Annotated in this window: 17 protein-coding genes; 7 read left to right on the top strand and 10 right to left on the bottom strand. The window is 59.1% G+C overall.

Annotated features, from left to right (window positions below; genetic code table 11):
• Positions 1 to 7 precede the first annotated feature (7 nt).
• Positions 8 to 1,111, bottom strand: a complete 1,104-nt coding sequence (locus LOY36_RS24305) for an AI-2E family transporter (RefSeq protein ID WP_258671190.1) — start codon at positions 1,109 to 1,111, stop codon at positions 8 to 10.
• Between the two features lie 252 nt (positions 1,112 to 1,363).
• Between LOY36_RS24305 and LOY36_RS24300 the strand changes: the two genes are divergently transcribed.
• Genes LOY36_RS24300 through LOY36_RS24290 form a run of 3 tightly spaced genes read left to right on the top strand, consistent with a single transcriptional unit; the run spans position 1,364 to position 5,240 of the window.
• Entirely contained in the window at positions 1,364 to 2,731 is a 1,368-nt protein-coding gene (locus LOY36_RS24300; RefSeq protein WP_258671189.1) for an aromatic acid/H+ symport family MFS transporter, read from the top strand.
• On the top strand, positions 2,728 to 3,954 hold the full coding sequence (locus LOY36_RS24295) for a benzoate/H(+) symporter BenE family transporter (protein ID WP_258671188.1): 1,227 nt from the start codon (positions 2,728 to 2,730) through the stop codon (positions 3,952 to 3,954). Before LOY36_RS24300 ends, LOY36_RS24295 begins: the two co-directional genes overlap by 4 nt.
• A 17-nt stretch (positions 3,955 to 3,971) precedes the next feature.
• Positions 3,972 to 5,240 (top strand): OprD family porin, encoded by a 1,269-nt coding sequence (locus tag LOY36_RS24290; protein ID WP_258671187.1) that lies wholly within the window; start codon positions 3,972 to 3,974, stop codon positions 5,238 to 5,240.
• Between the two features lie 9 nt (positions 5,241 to 5,249).
• Here the strand turns inward: LOY36_RS24290 and LOY36_RS24285 are convergent, their stop codons facing one another.
• Positions 5,250 to 5,492: a DUF2790 domain-containing protein gene (locus LOY36_RS24285; protein ID WP_018930181.1), complete on the bottom strand. Its 243-nt coding sequence runs from the start codon at positions 5,490 to 5,492 to the stop codon at positions 5,250 to 5,252.
• An 887-nt stretch (positions 5,493 to 6,379) separates the two neighbouring features.
• Between LOY36_RS24285 and LOY36_RS24280 the strand changes: the two genes are divergently transcribed.
• Both LOY36_RS24280 and LOY36_RS24275 read left to right on the top strand, forming a co-directional pair.
• Entirely contained in the window at positions 6,380 to 7,069 is a 690-nt protein-coding gene (locus LOY36_RS24280) for an energy-coupling factor ABC transporter permease (RefSeq protein WP_258671186.1), read from the top strand.
• Positions 7,070 to 7,132: 63 nt separating this feature from the next.
• Complete coding sequence (locus tag LOY36_RS24275; RefSeq protein WP_007938959.1) at positions 7,133 to 7,348, top strand: hypothetical protein; 216 nt, start codon at positions 7,133 to 7,135, stop codon at positions 7,346 to 7,348.
• Between the two features lie 9 nt (positions 7,349 to 7,357).
• On the opposite strand, the gene yacG is transcribed toward LOY36_RS24275, so the two are convergent.
• From yacG to pilB, 5 genes are read right to left on the bottom strand one after another with little or no spacing between them, the layout of a single operon-like run.
• The gene (gene yacG / locus LOY36_RS24270; RefSeq protein ID WP_007938961.1) at positions 7,358 to 7,558 is read right to left on the bottom strand and encodes a DNA gyrase inhibitor YacG; all 201 of its coding nucleotides are present in this window, start codon (positions 7,556 to 7,558) and stop codon (positions 7,358 to 7,360) included.
• Entirely contained in the window at positions 7,555 to 8,178 is a 624-nt protein-coding gene (gene coaE, locus LOY36_RS24265) for a dephospho-CoA kinase (protein ID WP_026346004.1), read from the bottom strand. Before coaE ends, yacG begins: the two co-directional genes overlap by 4 nt.
• Positions 8,175 to 9,047, bottom strand: coding sequence for an A24 family peptidase (locus tag LOY36_RS24260; protein WP_258671185.1), 873 nt, complete (start codon positions 9,045 to 9,047; stop codon positions 8,175 to 8,177). Before LOY36_RS24260 ends, coaE begins: the two co-directional genes overlap by 4 nt.
• A 1-nt stretch (position 9,048) precedes the next feature.
• Positions 9,049 to 10,266, bottom strand: coding sequence for a type II secretion system F family protein (locus LOY36_RS24255; RefSeq protein ID WP_019650988.1), 1,218 nt, complete (start codon positions 10,264 to 10,266; stop codon positions 9,049 to 9,051).
• 2 nt (positions 10,267 to 10,268) lie between these two features.
• Complete coding sequence (pilB, locus tag LOY36_RS24250) at positions 10,269 to 11,969, bottom strand: type IV-A pilus assembly ATPase PilB (protein WP_258671184.1); 1,701 nt, start codon at positions 11,967 to 11,969, stop codon at positions 10,269 to 10,271.
• A gap of 226 nt (positions 11,970 to 12,195) precedes the next feature.
• Here pilB and LOY36_RS24245 point away from each other — a divergent pair, with 226 nt between their 5' ends.
• Both LOY36_RS24245 and LOY36_RS24240 read left to right on the top strand, forming a co-directional pair.
• Complete coding sequence (locus tag LOY36_RS24245) at positions 12,196 to 12,606, top strand: pilin (protein WP_019650990.1); 411 nt, start codon at positions 12,196 to 12,198, stop codon at positions 12,604 to 12,606.
• A 326-nt stretch (positions 12,607 to 12,932) separates the two neighbouring features.
• The gene (locus tag LOY36_RS24240; RefSeq protein WP_019650991.1) at positions 12,933 to 13,289 is read left to right on the top strand and encodes a BON domain-containing protein; all 357 of its coding nucleotides are present in this window, start codon (positions 12,933 to 12,935) and stop codon (positions 13,287 to 13,289) included.
• Between the two features lie 327 nt (positions 13,290 to 13,616).
• Here LOY36_RS24240 and LOY36_RS24235 read toward each other — a convergent pair whose 3' ends face one another.
• From LOY36_RS24235 to LOY36_RS24225, 3 genes are all read right to left on the bottom strand, one after another.
• Positions 13,617 to 13,913: a DUF2845 domain-containing protein gene (locus LOY36_RS24235; RefSeq protein ID WP_007938996.1), complete on the bottom strand. Its 297-nt coding sequence runs from the start codon at positions 13,911 to 13,913 to the stop codon at positions 13,617 to 13,619.
• The gene (locus LOY36_RS24230) at positions 13,913 to 16,867 is read right to left on the bottom strand and encodes a DUF748 domain-containing protein (protein ID WP_258671183.1); all 2,955 of its coding nucleotides are present in this window, start codon (positions 16,865 to 16,867) and stop codon (positions 13,913 to 13,915) included. Before LOY36_RS24230 ends, LOY36_RS24235 begins: the two co-directional genes overlap by 1 nt.
• 94 nt (positions 16,868 to 16,961) lie before the next feature.
• Positions 16,962 to 17,978 carry a class I SAM-dependent rRNA methyltransferase gene (locus LOY36_RS24225; RefSeq protein WP_258671182.1) on the bottom strand — a complete coding sequence of 339 codons (1,017 nt, stop codon included), beginning with the start codon at positions 17,976 to 17,978 and terminating at the stop codon, positions 16,962 to 16,964.
• Between the last annotated feature and the right edge of the window lie 101 nt (positions 17,979 to 18,079).

Genomic DNA, 18,079 nt, shown 5'->3' with positions numbered 1-18,079 from the left:
AGACGTGTCAGGTCGGTCCCTGGTGGTCTGTCCCGGGTTCTTGCGCTTGATCGTCCACCCATTGCCAGAACAGCCGATAACCGACCGCCAGTATCACGGGGCCGATAAACAGGCCGAGGATACCGCTCGTGACCATGCCGCCCAAGGCACCGATCAGCACCACCGGCATTGGCACATCGACACCTCGACCTAGCAGCAACGGTTTGAGGACGTTATCGACCAGGCCCGCAACGAAGACATAGATGGCAAACACAATGGTCGCCGTACTGGCACCTTCGTTCGCGAAGACGTAGACGATGACCGGAAGGGTAATCAGGGTGGCCGGTAATTGCATGATGCCAATAAGCAGCACCGCCAAGGCGAGAAGACCTGCGCCGGGGATGCCCATGGACACAAAGCCGATGCCGATCAACAGCATCTGGATGAAGGCGATGCCGACCACGCCCAACGCCACTGCCCGGATGGTCGCGGTGCACAGCTCGGTGATTTTCGGTCCCTTGACCGGGCCGCAGAAGCGCGAAGCGATTTGCACTGCGCTGCGGTGGCCACTTTCACCATAGGCTAAAAAAATACCGGCAATCATCAGGGCGAAGATGAATAACAGGAGCCCCATGCCGGCCCCCGCCAGCTTGCTCAGCAGGGAGAGGCTGACACCTTTGATTTGCGGTATGAACTTCTGTAGCAGGTCGGGCAGGTTGGTGACAGCTTGTGTCCATAAGCCATGAAGGGGTTTGCCCACGAGTGGCCAGCCGGCCACCGCATCGGACGGCGGGGGGATATGGAAACTGTCACTTTTGACCATGCTTATCGCCCGTTCCACGGAGTCTGCAATCGAGGTTCCCAACAAATAGGCAGGCACCATAAGGATGCAGATGGCGATCAGCACAATCAGCGTCGCGCTGAGCCCATCCTTGTCTCCCAGCATGCCTTTGAACCTGACCTGTGATGGGTAGAGGGTGATTGCCAGGATTATCGACCACAGCATCAGATCGAGGAATGGACTGAATATCTGGAAGCAGAAAACCACCAGAACGGCAATCAACCCGGCACGAATCAGTACATCGAGCAGACCTCGAGAGAAAGCCTTCTCGGAAATGGGCGTGGGAACCATTGATTTTTCCTCCTGTAGATAGGAGCAAAGGCATGAGCGGTGTAAGTCCAGCATAGACGTGCTCCTCGCCACAGGTTTCTCTGATTCAAGCCCCTCTTTCCCCACCCAACGCCCGGTTCCGGGCAGTGCACAAAACGGATAGCGATCTGCGCAAAGCGGATATTGCCCCGTGCCTGGCGACTTTACCCTCGGCTGTACGGACGTTAGCCGCGTTACCGACTCTTAAAAAAACAACAACAAGAGATAGATGCCATGCGCAAGATTGACGTACATGAGGTTATCGACAAGGCACGATTCAACCGCTTTCACTGGATGGTGCTGTTCTGGTGCGCCCTGATCATCATTTTCGACGGTTACGATTTGGTGATCTACGGCGTGGTGTTGCCGATGCTGATGAAAGAGTGGGGGCTCAGTCCTCTGCAAGCCGGCGCACTGGGAAGTTATGCACTGTTTGGAATGATGTTTGGCGCGCTGTTTTTCGGCCCGCTGTCAGACAAGATCGGTCGTAAAAAAGCCATCACCCTGTGCGTGATGCTGTTCAGCGGTTTTACCGTACTCAACGGTTTTGCCAGTGACCCCACCGAGTTTGGCCTCTGTCGGTTCATTGCCGGGCTGGGCATTGGCGGGGTGATGCCCAACGTCGTGGCGCTGATGAACGAATACGCGCCGAAGAAAATCCGCAGCACGCTGGTGGCGATCATGTTCAGCGGCTACTCGGTGGGCGGCATGCTCTCGGCGGGGCTCGGCATCGTGCTGATCCCAAGTTTCGGTTGGCAGTCGGTGTTTTACGTGGCGGTGCTGCCGTTGCTGCTGTTGCCGTTGATCATGTACTTCCTGCCTGAATCGGTGGGTTTCATGCTGCGTCAGGGGCGCAATGAAGAGGCGCGCAACATTCTCCAGCGAGTCGATCCGGCGTATATCGCGCAAACCGGCGATCAGCTGCACATGAGCGAAGTGAAGGGCAGCGGCACCCCGGTGTTGCAGTTGTTTCGTGAGGGGCGGGCGCTGCGCACGCTGATGCTGTGGCTGGCTTTTTTCTGCTGCTTGCTGATGGTCTACGCCTTGAGTTCCTGGCTGCCGAAACTGATGGCAAACGCCGGTTACAGCCTGGGCTCGAGCCTGTCGTTCCTGCTGGTGCTCAACTTCGGCGCCATTTTTGGCGCGGTCGGCGGCGGTGTGCTGGGTGACAAACTCAACCTGCCGCGCGTGTTGGCGATGTTCTTCGCCGGTGCAGCCGTATCGATCACCTTGCTTGGCTTCAACAGTCCGATGCCGGTGTTGTACCTGCTGATCGCCATCGCTGGCGCCACCACCATCGGCTCGCAGATTCTGCTGTACGCCTGCGCCGCGCAGTTCTACTCCATGGCCATTCGCTCCACCGGTTTGGGCTGGGCGTCGGGCATCGGCCGCAACGGCGCTATCGTCGGCCCGCTGCTGGGTGGTGCCTTGCTGGGGATCAGCCTGCCGCTGCAACTGAACTTCATGGCGTTTGCCTTGCCCGGTGCGGTGGCCGCCATTGCCATGACCGTGTTCGCGATCAGCAGTCAGCGCAGTGTCAAACAAGCGCTGTCGGGCCTGCGCCATGGTTCGCCTGGCGGGTCTGTCGGCGACGTTTCATGAAAACGTTAGTCCGGGATTTTTCCTTGTCGGCTGCCGTCGCCGGATTTATCGCGACGGTGATTTCCTACGCGGGCCCCTTGGTGATCATCTTTCAAGCCGCCGAAACCGCGCACCTCTCGCGAGAAGTGCTGTCGTCGTGGGTCTGGGCGATTTCCATCGGCAGCGCGGTGCTCGGCATCGGTTTGAGCCTGCGTTACCGGGTGCCGGTGATTATCGCTTGGTCGGCGCCGGGCTCGGCGTTGCTGGTGGCGCTGTTGCCGGGAATCTCCATGCCCGAAGCGGTGGGCGCGTACCTGGTCAGCAGCCTGATTATCTTTCTGGTCGGGGTGTCGGGAGCATTTGACCGGATCATCGGCAAACTGCCCGCGGCGATTGCGGCGGCGATGCTGGCGGGGATTCTGTTCAGTTTCGGCACCGGGTTGTTCGTCTCGTTGCAAGGCAAGCCGCTGCTGGTGCTGGTGCTGGCGATGTTTGCAACGTATCTGATCTGCAAACGGGTGATGCCGCGATATGCGGTGTTGATGGTGCTGCTGGTGGGCTGTTCCATCGCGTTTCTCGCCGGTGATTTGCACCGCGAAGCGCTGGTGATCGGTTTGGCCACGCCAGTGTGGATCACGCCTGCGTTCAGTTTGAGCGCGACGCTGAATATCGCCTTGCCGCTGGTGATGGTGGCGCTGACCGGCCAGTTTGTCCCCGGCATGGCGGTGCTGCGCGCCAGCGGCTACTCAACGCCCGCCGGCCCGATCATCGCCAGCAGTGCGTTGGGCACTGCGCTGTTGGCGCCGTTCGGTTGTCACGGGCTGAATCTGGCGGCGATTACCGCCGCCATCTGTACCGGTCGCGAGGCCCATGAAAACCCGGGCAAACGCTATGTGGCCGGGGTGGTGGGCGGTCTCTGTTATTTGGTGCTGGGGATCTTTGGCGCCACGCTGGTTTCGTTGTTTTCGGCGTTTCCCAAGGAGTTGATCGCAGCCCTGGCCGGGCTGGCGCTGTTCTCCGCGATCGCCGGGGCACTGGCTGGCGCAATGGCGGTGCCGAGTGATCGTGAAGCCGCGTTGGTGACCTTTCTCACCACCGCCTCGGGCATGTCGCTGTTTGGGTTGTCTGCCGCTTTCTGGGGACTGATTTTCGGCATGGTCACCCACTTGTTTTTAAGCGCCCGTCGTCCCGTCCCTAGCGGCGAAATCGCCGCAATCGAATCACTTCAACCTGTCGATCAATAAAAATAAGAGAAAAAACGATGAAACAGATTTTTCCAACAACCGGTTCAGTGTTGTCCATCGCTGTCGTCTCGAGTTTCTCCACCGGTGCGATGGCCGCCGAGGGCGGCATCATCGAAGACAGCACCGCCACCTTGCAAGCGCGCAATTACTACTTCAGCCGAGACTTTTCCGACATCGTCGGCGCCAATAAACAGTCGAAGGCCGAAGAGTGGGCACAGGGCTTCATTCTCAACGTCAAATCCGGTTACACCCAGGGGCCTGTCGGTTTTGGTGTGGATGTCATTGGCCTGCTCGGCCTCAAACTCGACAGCAGCCCGGATCGGGTCAATACCGGTTTGTTGCCGGTGCACGATGATGGACGCGCGGCGAATGAATACAGTCGTCTGGGGGGCGCGCTGAAGGTGCGTTACTCCAAGACCGAATTGAAGGTGGGGGAACTGCAACCCAACCTGCCGGTGCTGGCCTTCAGCGATATCCGTCTGCTGCCACCCAGTTATCAGGGCGCAAGCATCAGCTCCAATGAGATCGATGGCTTGACCTTACAGGGCGGTCATTTGAGTTCGACCAGCCTGCGCAACGAGGCTGGCGATGAAAAGATGCAAGCCATGCTCGGTCATGTACCCCAGCGTCAGGTCAGCAGCGATGGTTTCAACTTTGCCGGCGCCGACTACGCGTTCAATGATAAACGCAGTTCGGTCAGCGCCTGGTTCGGGCAACTGGAAGATATCTACAACCAGCGCTTTCTCGGCTTCAAGCACAGCGAGCCGGCGGGAGACTGGACCCTGGGCGCCAACCTTGGCTATTACGATTCGCGCGAAGACGGCAAAAAGTTGCTGGGCAATATCGACAACCAGGCGTTCTTCTCCCTGCTGTCGGCCAAGCGCGGGGGCCACACGTTTTATGTCGGCTACCAGGGCATGTTCGGCGACAGCGCCTTTCCGCGAGTGTTTGCCAACATCTCACCGCTGGGCAACGAGGTGCCGACCTATGAGTTTGCCTACACCGATGAGCGTTCCTGGCAGGCGCGTTACGACTACGACTTCGCCGCCCTCGGCGTGCCGGGGCTGACCAGCACCGTGCGTTACATCACCGGCAATAACGTCGACACCGGCAAGGGGTTTGAAGGCAAGGACCGCGAGCGCGATCTGGACATCGGCTATGTGTTGCAAAGCGGCAGCCTCAAAGGCCTCGGGATCCGCGTGCGCAACGCCATGGCGCGCTCCAACTACCGCAGTGATATCGACGAGAATCGCCTGATTCTCAGCTACACATGGAAGTTGTTATGACTGGGGCGATCACAGATCGGTGGTGCAGTTGCCCATGACTTCGTACGTCACGCGATGGGTCTGGCCCTGATGGTCGATATATTCCATGGTCGCTGGCACGACTCCGCAGGCGGTTGCGGTGTCTGTCACTGAAACGACCTTGGCGATGTCCAGTGGCTGTGCCGGGTTGTACGGGGTGGCAGCGGCTGGCTCGTTGGCGGCCAGGGCCGAGGTGGCGGCGAGGGTCAGGAACAGGCTGGTCAGGGTTTTCATTTTTCTGTGCTCTGTGTGGGTTCCAGTGTCTGAATTTTAGTCTTTGCCTGCGGGGGATAAAGGGGGCTGGGTCTGATTCAGTCTTGCAGGAAATGTAACAATCGCTGGGTCTTTGATCGTGTGCATATCCGTTTCTGCGGTAGTGCCGGCTGGCGGTTTCGCTCTTACAGCGAGTCACTTTGAAAAGCCCAAAGTAACCAAAGGCTCTTGCCCCTTTCGTTCGGCCCTTCGCCTAGGCTCAGGGTGCCCTCGCTCCGGTCCTGCTCCGTGGGCCCGCCGCCATCGGCCATCCATGGCCGGGGGCGGCTAACCCGGCATCCATGCCGGGTTGCCCACTGCGCAGAACCTCCACTCGGTCTCTCGAGGGGGCGTGCACCGCAAAAGCCAAAGCGAGGCGGCCTACCGGCCGGCCTGACTTCAAGTGAACGCATTCCCCTGTAGGAGCTGCCGAAGGCTGCGATCTTTTGATCTTGCCGTTGCCGTTGCTTTGGTTTTTGATCTTGATCTGTCCGCCCCTTTCCCAGAGGCCGAACGCAGGCGTTGCGTAGGGGGCACCGCGGCAGGGATGCCGCGGTAGCCGCCCCCGGCCATGGATGGCCGATGGCGGCGGGCCCCCGGAGCAATGCCGGAGTGAGGGCATGCCGAGCCTAGGCGAGGCACCGAATGGAGGGGCAAAAGCGCTTTGGTTACTTTCGCGCTTTTCGAAAGTGACTCGCTGTAAAAGCGAAACCATAAGTCGCCGTTACCGCAGTAACGGATATGTACACGATCAGAAAAGAGCCGCCATATGCCCCCTAATCCTAAAACGCCCCTCCAGAGCAATGTCGAAGGGCGGTGTAGACTGATGACCTGTTCTCTTCTGGCAAGACAAGGGAGTGTGCCCAGCCATGATCGGTGCCGAGTTACTGTCATCCGAAACCCTGACGGTGGGTTGGCTGATCTATATACCGGCGCTGATCTGGGCAATTGCGCGAGCGCCATGGGTCGAACTGTTCAGCGACAGCCGTCGCCAGCATCTGCTGTTCGGTACGGTGTTCGCGCTGTTCATGCTGTGGCTGGTGCGACGGGACTTCGATACCGGCGTGTCCTATCACTTCATCGGCATGACCGCCGTGACCTTACTGCTGGATTGGCCGTTGGCGATTGTCGGCGGGTTGGTCGCGCAGGTGGGCTTGGTGTTGCTCGGGCGTCAGGACCTGGCCGCTGTCGGCGTAAACGGAGCGCTGCTGATTCTGCTGCCGGTGCTGGTCACCGAGTGCTGCGCCATCCTGGTGGAGCGCGCGCAGCCACGTAATCCCTTCGTGTACATCTTCTGTTCCGGTTTTTTTGCCGCTGCGCTGTCGGCCTTGTTGTGCCTGATCCTGACACTCACGCTGCTGTGGTACGACGAGCGATTCGCCATGCCGTATTGGCTGGAAGACTTTGTTGGTTACCTGTGGTTGCTGATTTTTCCGGAAGCGTTCATCAACGGCATGGTGGTCAGCGCGTTGGTGGTGTTCTGCCCCGAATGGCTGGAGACGTTCAATCGCACGCGCTATCTATCGGCGCCCTGGAAAGATGACGATCCCGAATCTTGATCCACATCAAATCCAAAAAACGTTGACGAATCCATGCTTCGGAAAACTTTCAGGAGCATCGAAATGAGTGTCTACGAGTGGGCCAGGCAGGAGCTGCGTCAGAGTCTGGATGTGGCGCAAGAGGTGGGTTTCGATCCGGGATTGAGCCTGCGCGCCTTGCTCAGTGCAGTGGTGCAGCAGAGCAAGGCAGTACGCAATATCGAAGACCTGGCCGATGAGTTGCGGTTTCTCGCCGAGAACCTCGACGAGGGCCAGGACTATGGCTTTATGCGGCCCTGATGGCCGGGATCAGTGACGTGGGTCGAAGTCGCCGCTGAACAACTCGTCCTCGGCATCGGGGGGCACCGGGATCTTGTGCTCTTCCGACGCCCAGGCGCCCAAGTCGATCAGTTTGCAACGGTCCGAACAGAATGGCCGGAATTTGTTCTCGGGGCTCCATTCGACAGGGGCGCCACAGGTTGGGCAATCGACGGTCGGGGTTTGGCTCATGACTGGCCTCCACGCAAAGTAAGGTAAAAGTGATGCAGGCGTTCGACCTCGCTGTGCAGCCAGGCGAGGTCGCGGTCGTTGACCACCACATCGTCGGCATGGCTCACGCGGTCCTGTCGGCTGGACTGAGCCTTGAGGATCGCCTGGACTTGCTGTTCGCTGGTCTGGTCACGCTGCAGGGTGCGTTCGATCTGTAACTGTTCCGGGGCATCGATCACCAGGACCCGTTGGGTCATGGCGTACTGCCCGGACTCGATCAGCAGCGGCGAAACCAGAATCGCATAAGGCGATTGTGCCTTGGCCAGATGATGGGCGATTTCCTCGGCGATCAACGGATGCAGTAGCGCTTCAAGCCAGCGGCGTTCTTCCGGCACCTCGAAGATCAGCTTGCGCAGGGCCGCACGATCCAGCTGGCCATCGGCTTGCAACACGCCGGGGCCAAAGTGCTCGGCGATTTTTGCCAGTGCCGGGCGACCGGGTTCGACCACCCAGCGAGCCGCATGATCGGCGTCCACCACGTGCACGCCGAGGTCGATGAAGTGCTGCGCGGCCGCGCTTTTGCCGCTGCCGATGCCGCCGGTCAGGCCGAGAATCCAGGGTTTTTCCACAGGGGTATTCATTTCAAACCGACAAACTGCCAATAGAAGCCGGTTATTTGACCACCCCAGAGCAAGGCAATCCAGCCGGCAATGGCCAGATAGGGTCCAAAGGGTAGGGGCGTCGAGGTTTTCGCATCCCGCAGGCGCAGCAAAATAACCCCGAGAATGGCCCCTACCAGCGATGACAGCAGAATGGTCATGGGCAGGATCTGCCAGCCGCCCCAGGCGCCGAGCATCGCCAGGAGCTTGAAGTCACCGTAACCGATGCCGTCCTTGCCGGTGACCAGCTTGAACAGCCAGAACACTGTCCACAGCGCCATGTAGCCGGCCACCGCGCCCCAGAACGCGTCATGCAGTGATACGAAGAGCCCGAAGCTGTTGAGGACCAGTCCCAACCACATCAATGGCATCACCAGTACGTCCGGCAACAGTTGATGTTCGGCATCGATCAGGCTCATCGCCAGCAGGCCCCAACTCAGGACCAGCACCATGCAGGCCTGCCAGCCGAAACCGAAATGCCAGGCGACGAACGCCGACAGCAGGCCGCAGGCCAGTTCGGTCAGCGGGTAACGTTTACTGATCGGCGCTGCACAGCTCGAGCATCGCCCACGTAAAAACAGATAACTGAGTATTGGAATGTTCTCCCACACTCGAATCCGATGGCCGCAGTGAGGACACTCGGAGTGGGGCAATATCAGGTTGTAGGTCGGGCCGGGGGCTTCGGCTGGCAAGTCCAGTACGTCATGGGCCTGCAGGCGCCATTCACGCTCAAGCATTTTCGGCAGGCGCCAGACCACCACGTTGAGAAAACTGCCGATCAGCAGGCCGATTACCCCTGCGGTAATCACGAAGGCCAGCGGGTTGAGGCTCAGAAAATCGTTCAAGGACATATCAGACCGCTGAGCCGAGTTGGAAGATGGGCAGGTACATTGCAACCACCAGCCCGCCGACGATAACACCCAGCACCACCATGATGAATGGCTCCATCAGGCTGGTCAGGTTATCGACCATGTTGTCCACCTCGGCCTCGTAGAAACTCGCGACCTTGTCGAGCATGTCGTCCAGCGCACCGGACTCTTCGCCAATGGCCGTCATCTGGATCGCCATGGTCGGAAAGATGCCGGAGGTACGCATGGAAAAATTCAGCTGCATGCCGGTCGAAACGTCCTGCTTGATGCGCAACACCGCTCGCTTGAACACGATATTGCCGGTCGCGCCCGCCACTGACTCCAGGGCTTCGACCAGTGGCACGCCGGCGGCAAACGTCGTCGACAGGGTGCGGGCGTATCGGGCCACGGCGGACTTGTACATGAGCGCGCCAACCAGCGGCAGTTTCAGCAACCAGGTGTCCGTCCGGTCGCGAAAACCCGGGGAATTCTTGAAGGCATGGCGCAGGCCGAAGATCCCCCCAGCCAGCACGCCGAGTATCATCCACCACCAGTCCTGCATGAACTCCGACAAGCCGATGACCATCACGGTGAACGCCGGCAGTTCGGCGCCGAACCCCGAGAATACCGACTGGAACTGCGGCACAACCTTGACCAGCAGAATGCCGGTCACAATGATTGCAACGAACACCACCGCCAGCGGGTAGGTCATGGCTTTCTTGATCTTGGCCTTGAGGCTTTCGCTCTTTTCCTTGTAGGTCGCCACCCGTTCCAGCAAGGTATCCAGGGCACCGGCCTGCTCGCCGGCGTCCACCAGGTTGCAGTACAGCTCGTCGAAATACTGGGGCTTTTTGCGCAGGGCCGCGGCGAAGCTGTTACCGGCCGCGACTTCCTGTTTCACCTCGTCCACCAGCTTGCGCATGTTCGGGTTATCAAAGCCTTCGCCGATGATCTCGAACGATTGCAGCAGCGGTACGCCGGCTTTCATCATGGTCGCCATCTGCCGGGTAAACAGGGCAATGTCCAAGGGTTTGATGCGCTTACCGGCACTGAAAATGGACGTGGACTTTTTCCGCACCTTGCCCGGGTTGATGCCCTGCTTGCGCAACTGGGCCTTGATCAGCGCAGGATTTTGTCCGGTCAACTCGCCGGTCATTTTCGCACCTTTGCGATCCGTGCCTTCCCAGGCATACACGCTGATTTTCGCTGCTTTGACCGCCATATTCAGTCCTTCGTGACCCGGTTGATTTCTTCAAGGCTGGTGATGCCTTGCATGGCCTTGAGCAAGCCCGAGGTGCGCAGGTCGTTGAAGCCGTCCTTGCGCATCTGGAGGTCGATCTCCAGTGAATTGCCTTCGGCCATGATCAGCCGTTGCAGGTCAGGGGTGTTCTTTACCACTTCATAAATCCCCACTCGCCCTTTGTAGCCGGCGTTACATTGATTGCAGCCGACCGGTTCATAGATCGTGAACGAGCCGATGCGTTCCTCGGGGAAGCCTTCCTTGAGCAGCGTCTCGCGGGGAATCTCGATGGGTTTCTTGCAATGGCTGCACAACTTGCGCGCCAGGCGCTGGGCAATGATCAGGCTGACCGAGGTCGCAATGTTGAAGCCCTGAATCCCCATGTTGTGCAGGCGGGTCAGGGTTTGCGCGGCGCTGTTGGTGTGCAGGGTTGAAAGCACCATGTGCCCGGTCTGGGCGGCTTTGATGGCAATTTCGGCAGTTTCGAGGTCGCGGATTTCGCCGACCATGATCACGTCCGGGTCCTGGCGCAGAAACGAGCGCAACGCTTGGGCGAAATCCATTCCCTGCCTGGGATTGACGTTGACCTGGTTGATGCCCTCCATGTTGATTTCCACCGGGTCTTCGGCAGTGGAGATGTTGATGTCGACGGTGTTGAGGATGTTCAGCCCGGTATAGAGCGACACGGTCTTGCCTGAACCGGTGGGCCCGGTCACCAGGATCATCCCCTGTGGTTGTTTGAGGGCGGCCATGTACAGGTCTTTCTGCTCCGGCTCATAGCCGAGGGCATCAATGCCCATTTGCGCGCTGGACGGATCGAGGATCCGGATCACCACTTTTTCGCCCCACAGGGTCGGCAGGGTGTTGACCCGGAAGTCGATGGACTTGCTCTTGGACAGGCGCATCTTGATCCGCCCGTCCTGGGGTTTGCGCCGCTCGGAGATGTCGAGACTGGCCATGACTTTGAGCCGGGAAGCAATGCGGTTGGCCAGTTGCGTGGGTGGCTTGGCGACTTCATGCAGGATGCCATCGGTGCGCATCCGCACGCGGTAGGTTTTTTCGTAGGGTTCGAAATGCAGGTCGGAAGACCCGCTCTTGATCGCATCGAGCAGCATCTTGTGGACGAAGCGCACCACGGGCGCGTCATCGGTATCCTGTCCGGCGATGGTGTCCTGTTTCTGGTCATCGACCGACTCGATGTCCAGACCGTCGAGGTCGACATCGGCCATCTCTTCCAGGCCGGTGGCGTGGCTGTCGAAGAATTTTTCGATGGCGTCGCTGAGCTTGTCTTCTTCGACCAGGATGGCTTCGGTGTTCAGCCCGGTACTGAACTGGATGTCGTTGATGACCTGTTGATTGCTCGGATCGGAAACCCCCACGAACAGTTTGTTGCCGCGCCGCCAGAGGGGTAGGGCGTGGTGCTGGCGGATCAGTTTTTCGCTGACCAGCCCCTTGGGCTGGGTGTCTTTTTCCAGGCAGTTGAGGTCCAGCAGGGCCATGCCGAAATGCTCCGAAGCCACCTCGGCGACCTGCCAGCTTTTCAGCAGTTTGTTTTGCACCAGATAACTGACCAGTGAGACTCGATCGCGTTGGGCTTGCTGATATGCCTGTTGCGCACTTTGATCAGTGATCAGCTCGGCCAGTACCAATTGCTTGGCCAGACCGCTAAGGGCAATGTCATTCATTGGGATTCCGGACGCAGGCGGTTAATGACTTATAGCCTAGTCAAGCAGTGGAACCAAACCAGCCGAGGTGAGGTGACAAAAAGTGTCAGAAAGTGCGGATCCTGGGGGTAGGAAAGGTCTTTGTCGTGATCCCGAGCCCAGTCTGCAGGGGCGCATACGACTTGGCATGACCTGTGCTGTACCCTGTACAGATCATGAGATTTCGACTCATGCATGGAGCCTGTCTATGAAAAATCAAAATGGTTTTACCCTGATCGAACTGCTGATCGTGGTGGCGATCATCGGGATTCTGGCGACGTTTGCGTTGCCGCAGTATTCGAAGTACCAATCACGGGCGAAGGTCACCGCTGCGCTTGCGGAAATCTCGGCACTGAAGGTGCCTTTCGAAGACATTATGAATCAGGGTACCGATCCTACCCTCGCTTTGATCGGCGGTACGGCGACTACAGGTAACTGCACGATTACGGCATCGGGTACCACCGCTACCGGTGTGGGCACTATTGCCTGCACGATCCTCAATGCTCCAGGGCCTGTGCTCAGCAAAACCATTACGCTTTCGCGTACCCTCGCCGGTGGCTGGACATGCGCCACCACGGCTCTACAAGAGTACGCACCTAAAGGCTGCACCGGCACCTGATCCATACCACCCGGCATAAACAATGCCCCGCTTCTCACGACGCGGGGCATTTTTGTTGGTCATTTGGGCGGGGGGCGATTCGGATGATCACGAAAACCCCCGACAATTCATGCCCTTAGGCCTACGCTAAAACCCGCAACTTGCATGTAGATAATGTCGCACTCATGCATTTTGCATGATTTCGAAAGTTGTCATTTTTATTAAGTTGTTGATTTATAGGTATTTATTTTTAGGTCGCTAGTTGGCACAGCGTTCGCACTCTCTCTGGTAACCCTGCTGACAAGACGACACGCAGCAGACTTTCCAGAAGAACAGGAGTTACTCGTATGAAGAAGTTCGCTATCGCTGCCGCTACTGCTACCGCGCTGACCCTGACGATGGTCAACGCTGCATTTGCACAGACCACCCAAACCACCCAGGCTCCCATGACGCTGGCCGCCGGTGAAGTGACCAAAGCCAAGGAAGCTACTTCCGATACCTGGATCACGACCAAAGTCAAAGCAGACCTGGTGACTGAAAAAGGCATCCCTGGCACCGACATCAAAGTCGAAACCAACAAAGGTGTCGTGTCGCTGTCGTCCACTGTTGCGGTGACTGAAGCTCAGAAAACCACCGCCGTGGCCATTGCCAAGAAAATCAAAGGCGTCAAAGCGGTGTCCGCTGACGGCCTGAAAGCCGAGTAAGGCAAGGCTTCTCGCCTGGACCGGGAGAAGATGCGGCAGGCGGGCCAGGTCATACGTCTGTCGCTTTTTGAGAGTTCATGCGAAAGGCCATATGGACGTGGCCGTTACAGGCCCCCGACATTCGTGTCGGGGGCCTGTTCTATTGGGAGCAACGCAAAAAACTGTGGGAGCAAGCCTTTGTGGCGAGGGGGCTTGCCCCCGTTCGATTGCGAAGCAATCGTAAACCGGTTACCGCTTTCCCATTCAAGATCGCAGTGACGGGTTTCAGGGGCGCTCCGCACCCCAACGGGGGCAAGCCCCCTCGCCACACATTGGTTTGTAGTGGGTTCAGTTACCGCGTTTGCTGGTGATTTGAACCAACCGGTTTCCTTCAAAGCGCAGGTACTGGTACATCCCGCTGTTGGGCCCGTAGGTCCATTCCTCGACCTGAAACTCTTCCCGTCGATTGGCGCTGCGCTTGTAGCCAAGCAGGTCGCGGGCGACGGGCTCTCCGCATTTTTGCAGCACTTCGCTGGACCTGTCCCCGACGCTGATCAATTGACTGCCGCAGCGCAGGGTATCGGCCGCCGCGGCTTGGCCGGCAGCCAATACCAGGGCCAGGCTCACAAGCCATTGCGCGCCCATCACTCGGCATCCAGATGCAAGGCCGTCACCACGCGGCCATCACTTTCGGCCTCGCCGAGGTTGGCGTCGATGAAGTACACGCGGTCATCGGCCAACTGCCCTTTGTCCACCAGGTAGTCCTTGATACTGCTGGCCCGTTCCTGGCCCAGCTGACGCAACAGAACCTCGCTGGAGCTCCAGAAACCGATCACGCTTTCACGCATTTTTTTGCTGCGTTCTTCCTTGCCCAAATCCTTCCATTCCGCGGGCGGCTGGATCTTGAGGCGTGTGCGGTAGATTCCTTCGAGCAGCGGGCCTTTCTCGCTTTCCGGCACTTCCAGCATGGAGGCCTGGGCCGGCACCTTGTCGCCGCGGCGCTGGAGCATTTTGTAGTAGTTGTACTGGTATTCCCGTTCCAGGCGTTGCTCGGCGAGCAGCGGGCCGTCGCTGCTCTTGGCGGCAGTGCCTTCGATTTCCAGGCGCAGGGCCGGACGCTCCTTGAGCGCCTGGGACAGTTTGATCAGTGTTGCTTCGGCTTCCTTGCTCAAGTCACTCGAACCTGGTGCAAACGCCACAGTGCCCAAGTCCTCTGAACCACCGCCGCTGACCAGCCCGCCAATCATTTTGAACGGCGCCGCGGCCGCCTTCACGATCAGATTGCGCAGGGTCTGCCAGATGATCGGCATGATGCTGAACTGCGGGTTGTTCAGGTCGCCGCTCACCGGCAATTCGATGGAAATCTTGCCGTCGACATCCTTGAGCAAGGCAATCGCCAGTTTCAGCGGCAGGCTTACTGCATCCGGACTGTCGACTTTTTCACCCAGTTGCAGCTGCTCGACCACCAATTTGTTTTCGGCCAGGAGCTGACCGTTGGTGATCTTGTAATGCAGATCCAGATTGAGCCGGCCCTTGCGGATGCGGTAGCCGGCGAACTTGCCGGAGTAGGGCGTCAGGGTCGTCAGTTCCACCCGTTTGAAACTGGTGGCGATGTCCAGGCTGGCCATCGGGTCGAACGGGTTGACCGAGCCCTTGATGGTCACCGGCGCATAGCGGTCGACCTTGCCTTTGACGTCGACGTTGGCCGGTTTTACGTGGCGGCTGTCGATGGTGCCGATGTTGCCGTTCAGTTGTTGGACGGCGGTGGCGAAGTTCGGCGTCAGGCTGAAGTCGGCGAAGTTTGCCGAACCGTCATTGATGGCGATGCTGCCAATGTGGATGCCCAGTGGTTTTTCGCTTCCGGTTGCCGGTTTGGCGGCGGCGGTCTTGGCGCCGGAGTCGGCCGGTTGCGGGATCAGCAGGTCATCGATGTTGGTGGTGCGGTCATCGTTGATCATGAAGCGCGCATAGGGCTGGAACAGATTGACCTTGTCGATCGACAGGCTGTCGCCGTGCTGATAGTTCAGGCCTTCGAGCGCCACCTGTTGCCACTTGAGGAAGTCACGGGTTTTCAGAGTGTCGAGGGTATGCAACTGGTCGATCTGGGCTTTACCTGTGACGCTGAACGCCAGCGGCTCGGTGCTTTTCAAGTCGACCGCCAGATCACTGCCCAGCATGCCGCTACGCAGTTCGAGGCGAATGAACGGATTGATGTAGGACTGGGCGACGCGCAGGTCGATATCCCTGGTCTGCACGTTCAGTTTGGCGCTGATCGGGGCCAGATTGACCGTGCCGTCCGCCATGATCTTGCCTTGCTTGCCCACGCCCGTGTCGAGCTTGAGGTTGAAAGGGGAGCCATTGAGGCTGTCGAAATTCTGCAGGTCCAGGTTCAGCGGGCCGAGCTCCAGCGCTACGGCGGGTTGTGCCTTGCGGTCGGCCAGGTGCACCTGATAATTACGCAGTTGCACGTCTTTGAGCAGCACCTGCCAGGGCTTGCTCGGCGCAGTCGGTTCGGGCTTCGGTGAATCGGCTGCCGCGGGTGTGCTGGTGGGTTCGGCGTTGGCTTTGGCCGCCTGTTTGGACGGCTGGCTGGCGAACAGTTTTTGCCAATCGAGTTGCCCATCGGCTTCGAGGGCTGCCCAGGTTTCCAGTTTCTGGCTGCGGATCTTGCCGACCACCACTTGTTGCTTGGCCAGGTCCACGGTGGTGTCGCTGATGTCCAGACGTTCGAGCTTCGCCAGCGGTCGGCCGTCCGGCGCCTTGATGGCGAAAGGCGCAACGCTGACGGCGACGTTGTCCAGCAGCAGTTCGGTGCCTTTGTTCAGATTGAGTTTGTAGTCGGTGCTCAAGTTCAGGACACCGTTTTCCAGGACCAGTGGCACTGCATCGCGCACGTAGGGCCAGAAGGATTTCATCTTGCCATCGGTGATTTTCAGCTTACCTTCAGAGGCGATCGGGCTCAGGCTGAAATTGCCGGTCCAGTCGATCTGCCCGCCGGCGGGGCCGACCGCGACCAGGGTCATGTCGGCGTTGTCGTCGGGCAGGGTGCTGAGGTTCTTCAGCTCGAAATCGAGTTTGTCGTAGAGGAACTCGATGGGCTCGCTGGGCCGGGCATCTTCGAAGTGCACGTAGCCGCCGGCCAGTTTGATCCGCTCCACGCGCAGCGGGAAGGGTTTGGCGTTCGGGTCGACCGGGGTCGGTTCGCTGGCGGGGATTTTGAACAGCCCGAGAAGATTGAGCTGGCCGTCCTTGCCGAAGAGTATTTCGGTCTTGGGTTTGTCCAGTTCGATATCGGACAGATGCAGCGCCTTGGTCCACAGGCTGTCGATCTGCAGGTTGGCGTACAGGCGTTCGAAGCCCACTTGTTCCTTGCCCGGCTCGCCGATGATCAGGCCCCAAAGGGTTACTTCAAGGCTGAACGGGTTGAGTTCGATCCGCGAAATCGTCGCGGGCGTCGTGGCGTAGTTGGCCAATTGCTGGTTGGCAACCCGCAACGCGATGCCCGGCAAAATCAGAAACCCCAGCAGGCTGTAAAGGGCCAGGGCTGTTAACAGGGCGCCGATAGCGCGGATCAATCCTTTGGGCATGTGTGGCTTCATCTGTCGGAATCGGAGTGCCTTGGAGTATGGCATGCGTTTGCGGTTCCGAAGCAATCACGCTTTATAGGATTTGTCTGATAATGGGTGTGGATTTTCAGAGCTGCAGGATCAGCGTTTTCAGCGGCGGTTGTTGATCCATCGACGGAAAGTCGCTGCCCGGTGTCAGCGCTGTCCACTCACGCACCGGGCGCCCGGCCTTCTCTGCGCAGCGCAGCACTTGCTCGCGCCAATCGTCCATGCTGACCTTCGCCAGGTTGTTGCAGCAGATCAACACGCCATTATCAGCAGTGGTCAGCAGCGCCGGTTTGAGCAGGCTCTGGTAGTCGCGCAGCAGGTCGACCGTGCCGAAAGCACTCTTGGCCCAGGCCGGTGGATCGAGCAGCACCAGATCGTACTGACGCTGCTCCAGACGTTGATAGCTTGGCAGTTTCTGCCCGCGACGCTGGCTGATCGGCAGGCCGGCCAATTGACGAATCGCCGGGAAGTAATCGGACTGGATAAATTCCATGGTCGGCAAATGCGGGTTGAGTAGACCGTTCTCGCGGCCGACCGCCAGGTTGCCTTCGGCAAAGTCCAGGTTGCACACCTCGCTGGCACCACCGGCCGCAGCGCAGAGACCGACGCCACAGGTGTAGGCAAACAGGTTCAGCACACTTTTGTTTTTGCTGTGCGCCTTGACCCAGCCGCGGGCATTGCGCAGGTCGAGAAACAGCAACGGATCCTGGCCGGCATGGCGCCCGCGAACCCGATAATTCAGCCCCCATTCGTGGCCGATCAAATCTTGCAGGGCTGCTTCGTCCGCGCGGTAGACGGTGTCTTCGCGGTCGATGCGCGAGTTGCCGCGAGAACGGTCGTTGTACACCAGCAGGGTATCGAGGCCCAGCTGTTGATTGACGATCTCGTGCAATTGCAGCAGGGCGTCGCGCTCCAGTGACTGATGAAAGCTTTGCACCAACAGTTGTGGGCCGTAGCGGTCGATGGTCAAACCGCCGGCACCTTCCTGGCTGCCGTGGAACAGGCGATAGCAATCGGTGCCTTGCTGATGCAGCTCGGCGAGCAGGTCCTGGCGACGATCAAGGGCGGCGCACAGCGCCTGATTCAAGGAAGACATGCTGGGCGCCTTGCTGGAGGGTATTGAGGGCGCGGGAGTTTAACACTGTGGCGAGGGGGCTTGCCCCCGTTCCAGTGCGCAGCACTGGCAAAAATTCGAGG

This window comes from Pseudomonas sp. B21-019 (assembly GCF_024749225.1).
Taxonomy (GTDB): domain Bacteria; phylum Pseudomonadota; class Gammaproteobacteria; order Pseudomonadales; family Pseudomonadaceae; genus Aquipseudomonas.
This window is presented reverse-complemented; position numbering and strand designations above follow the sequence as displayed.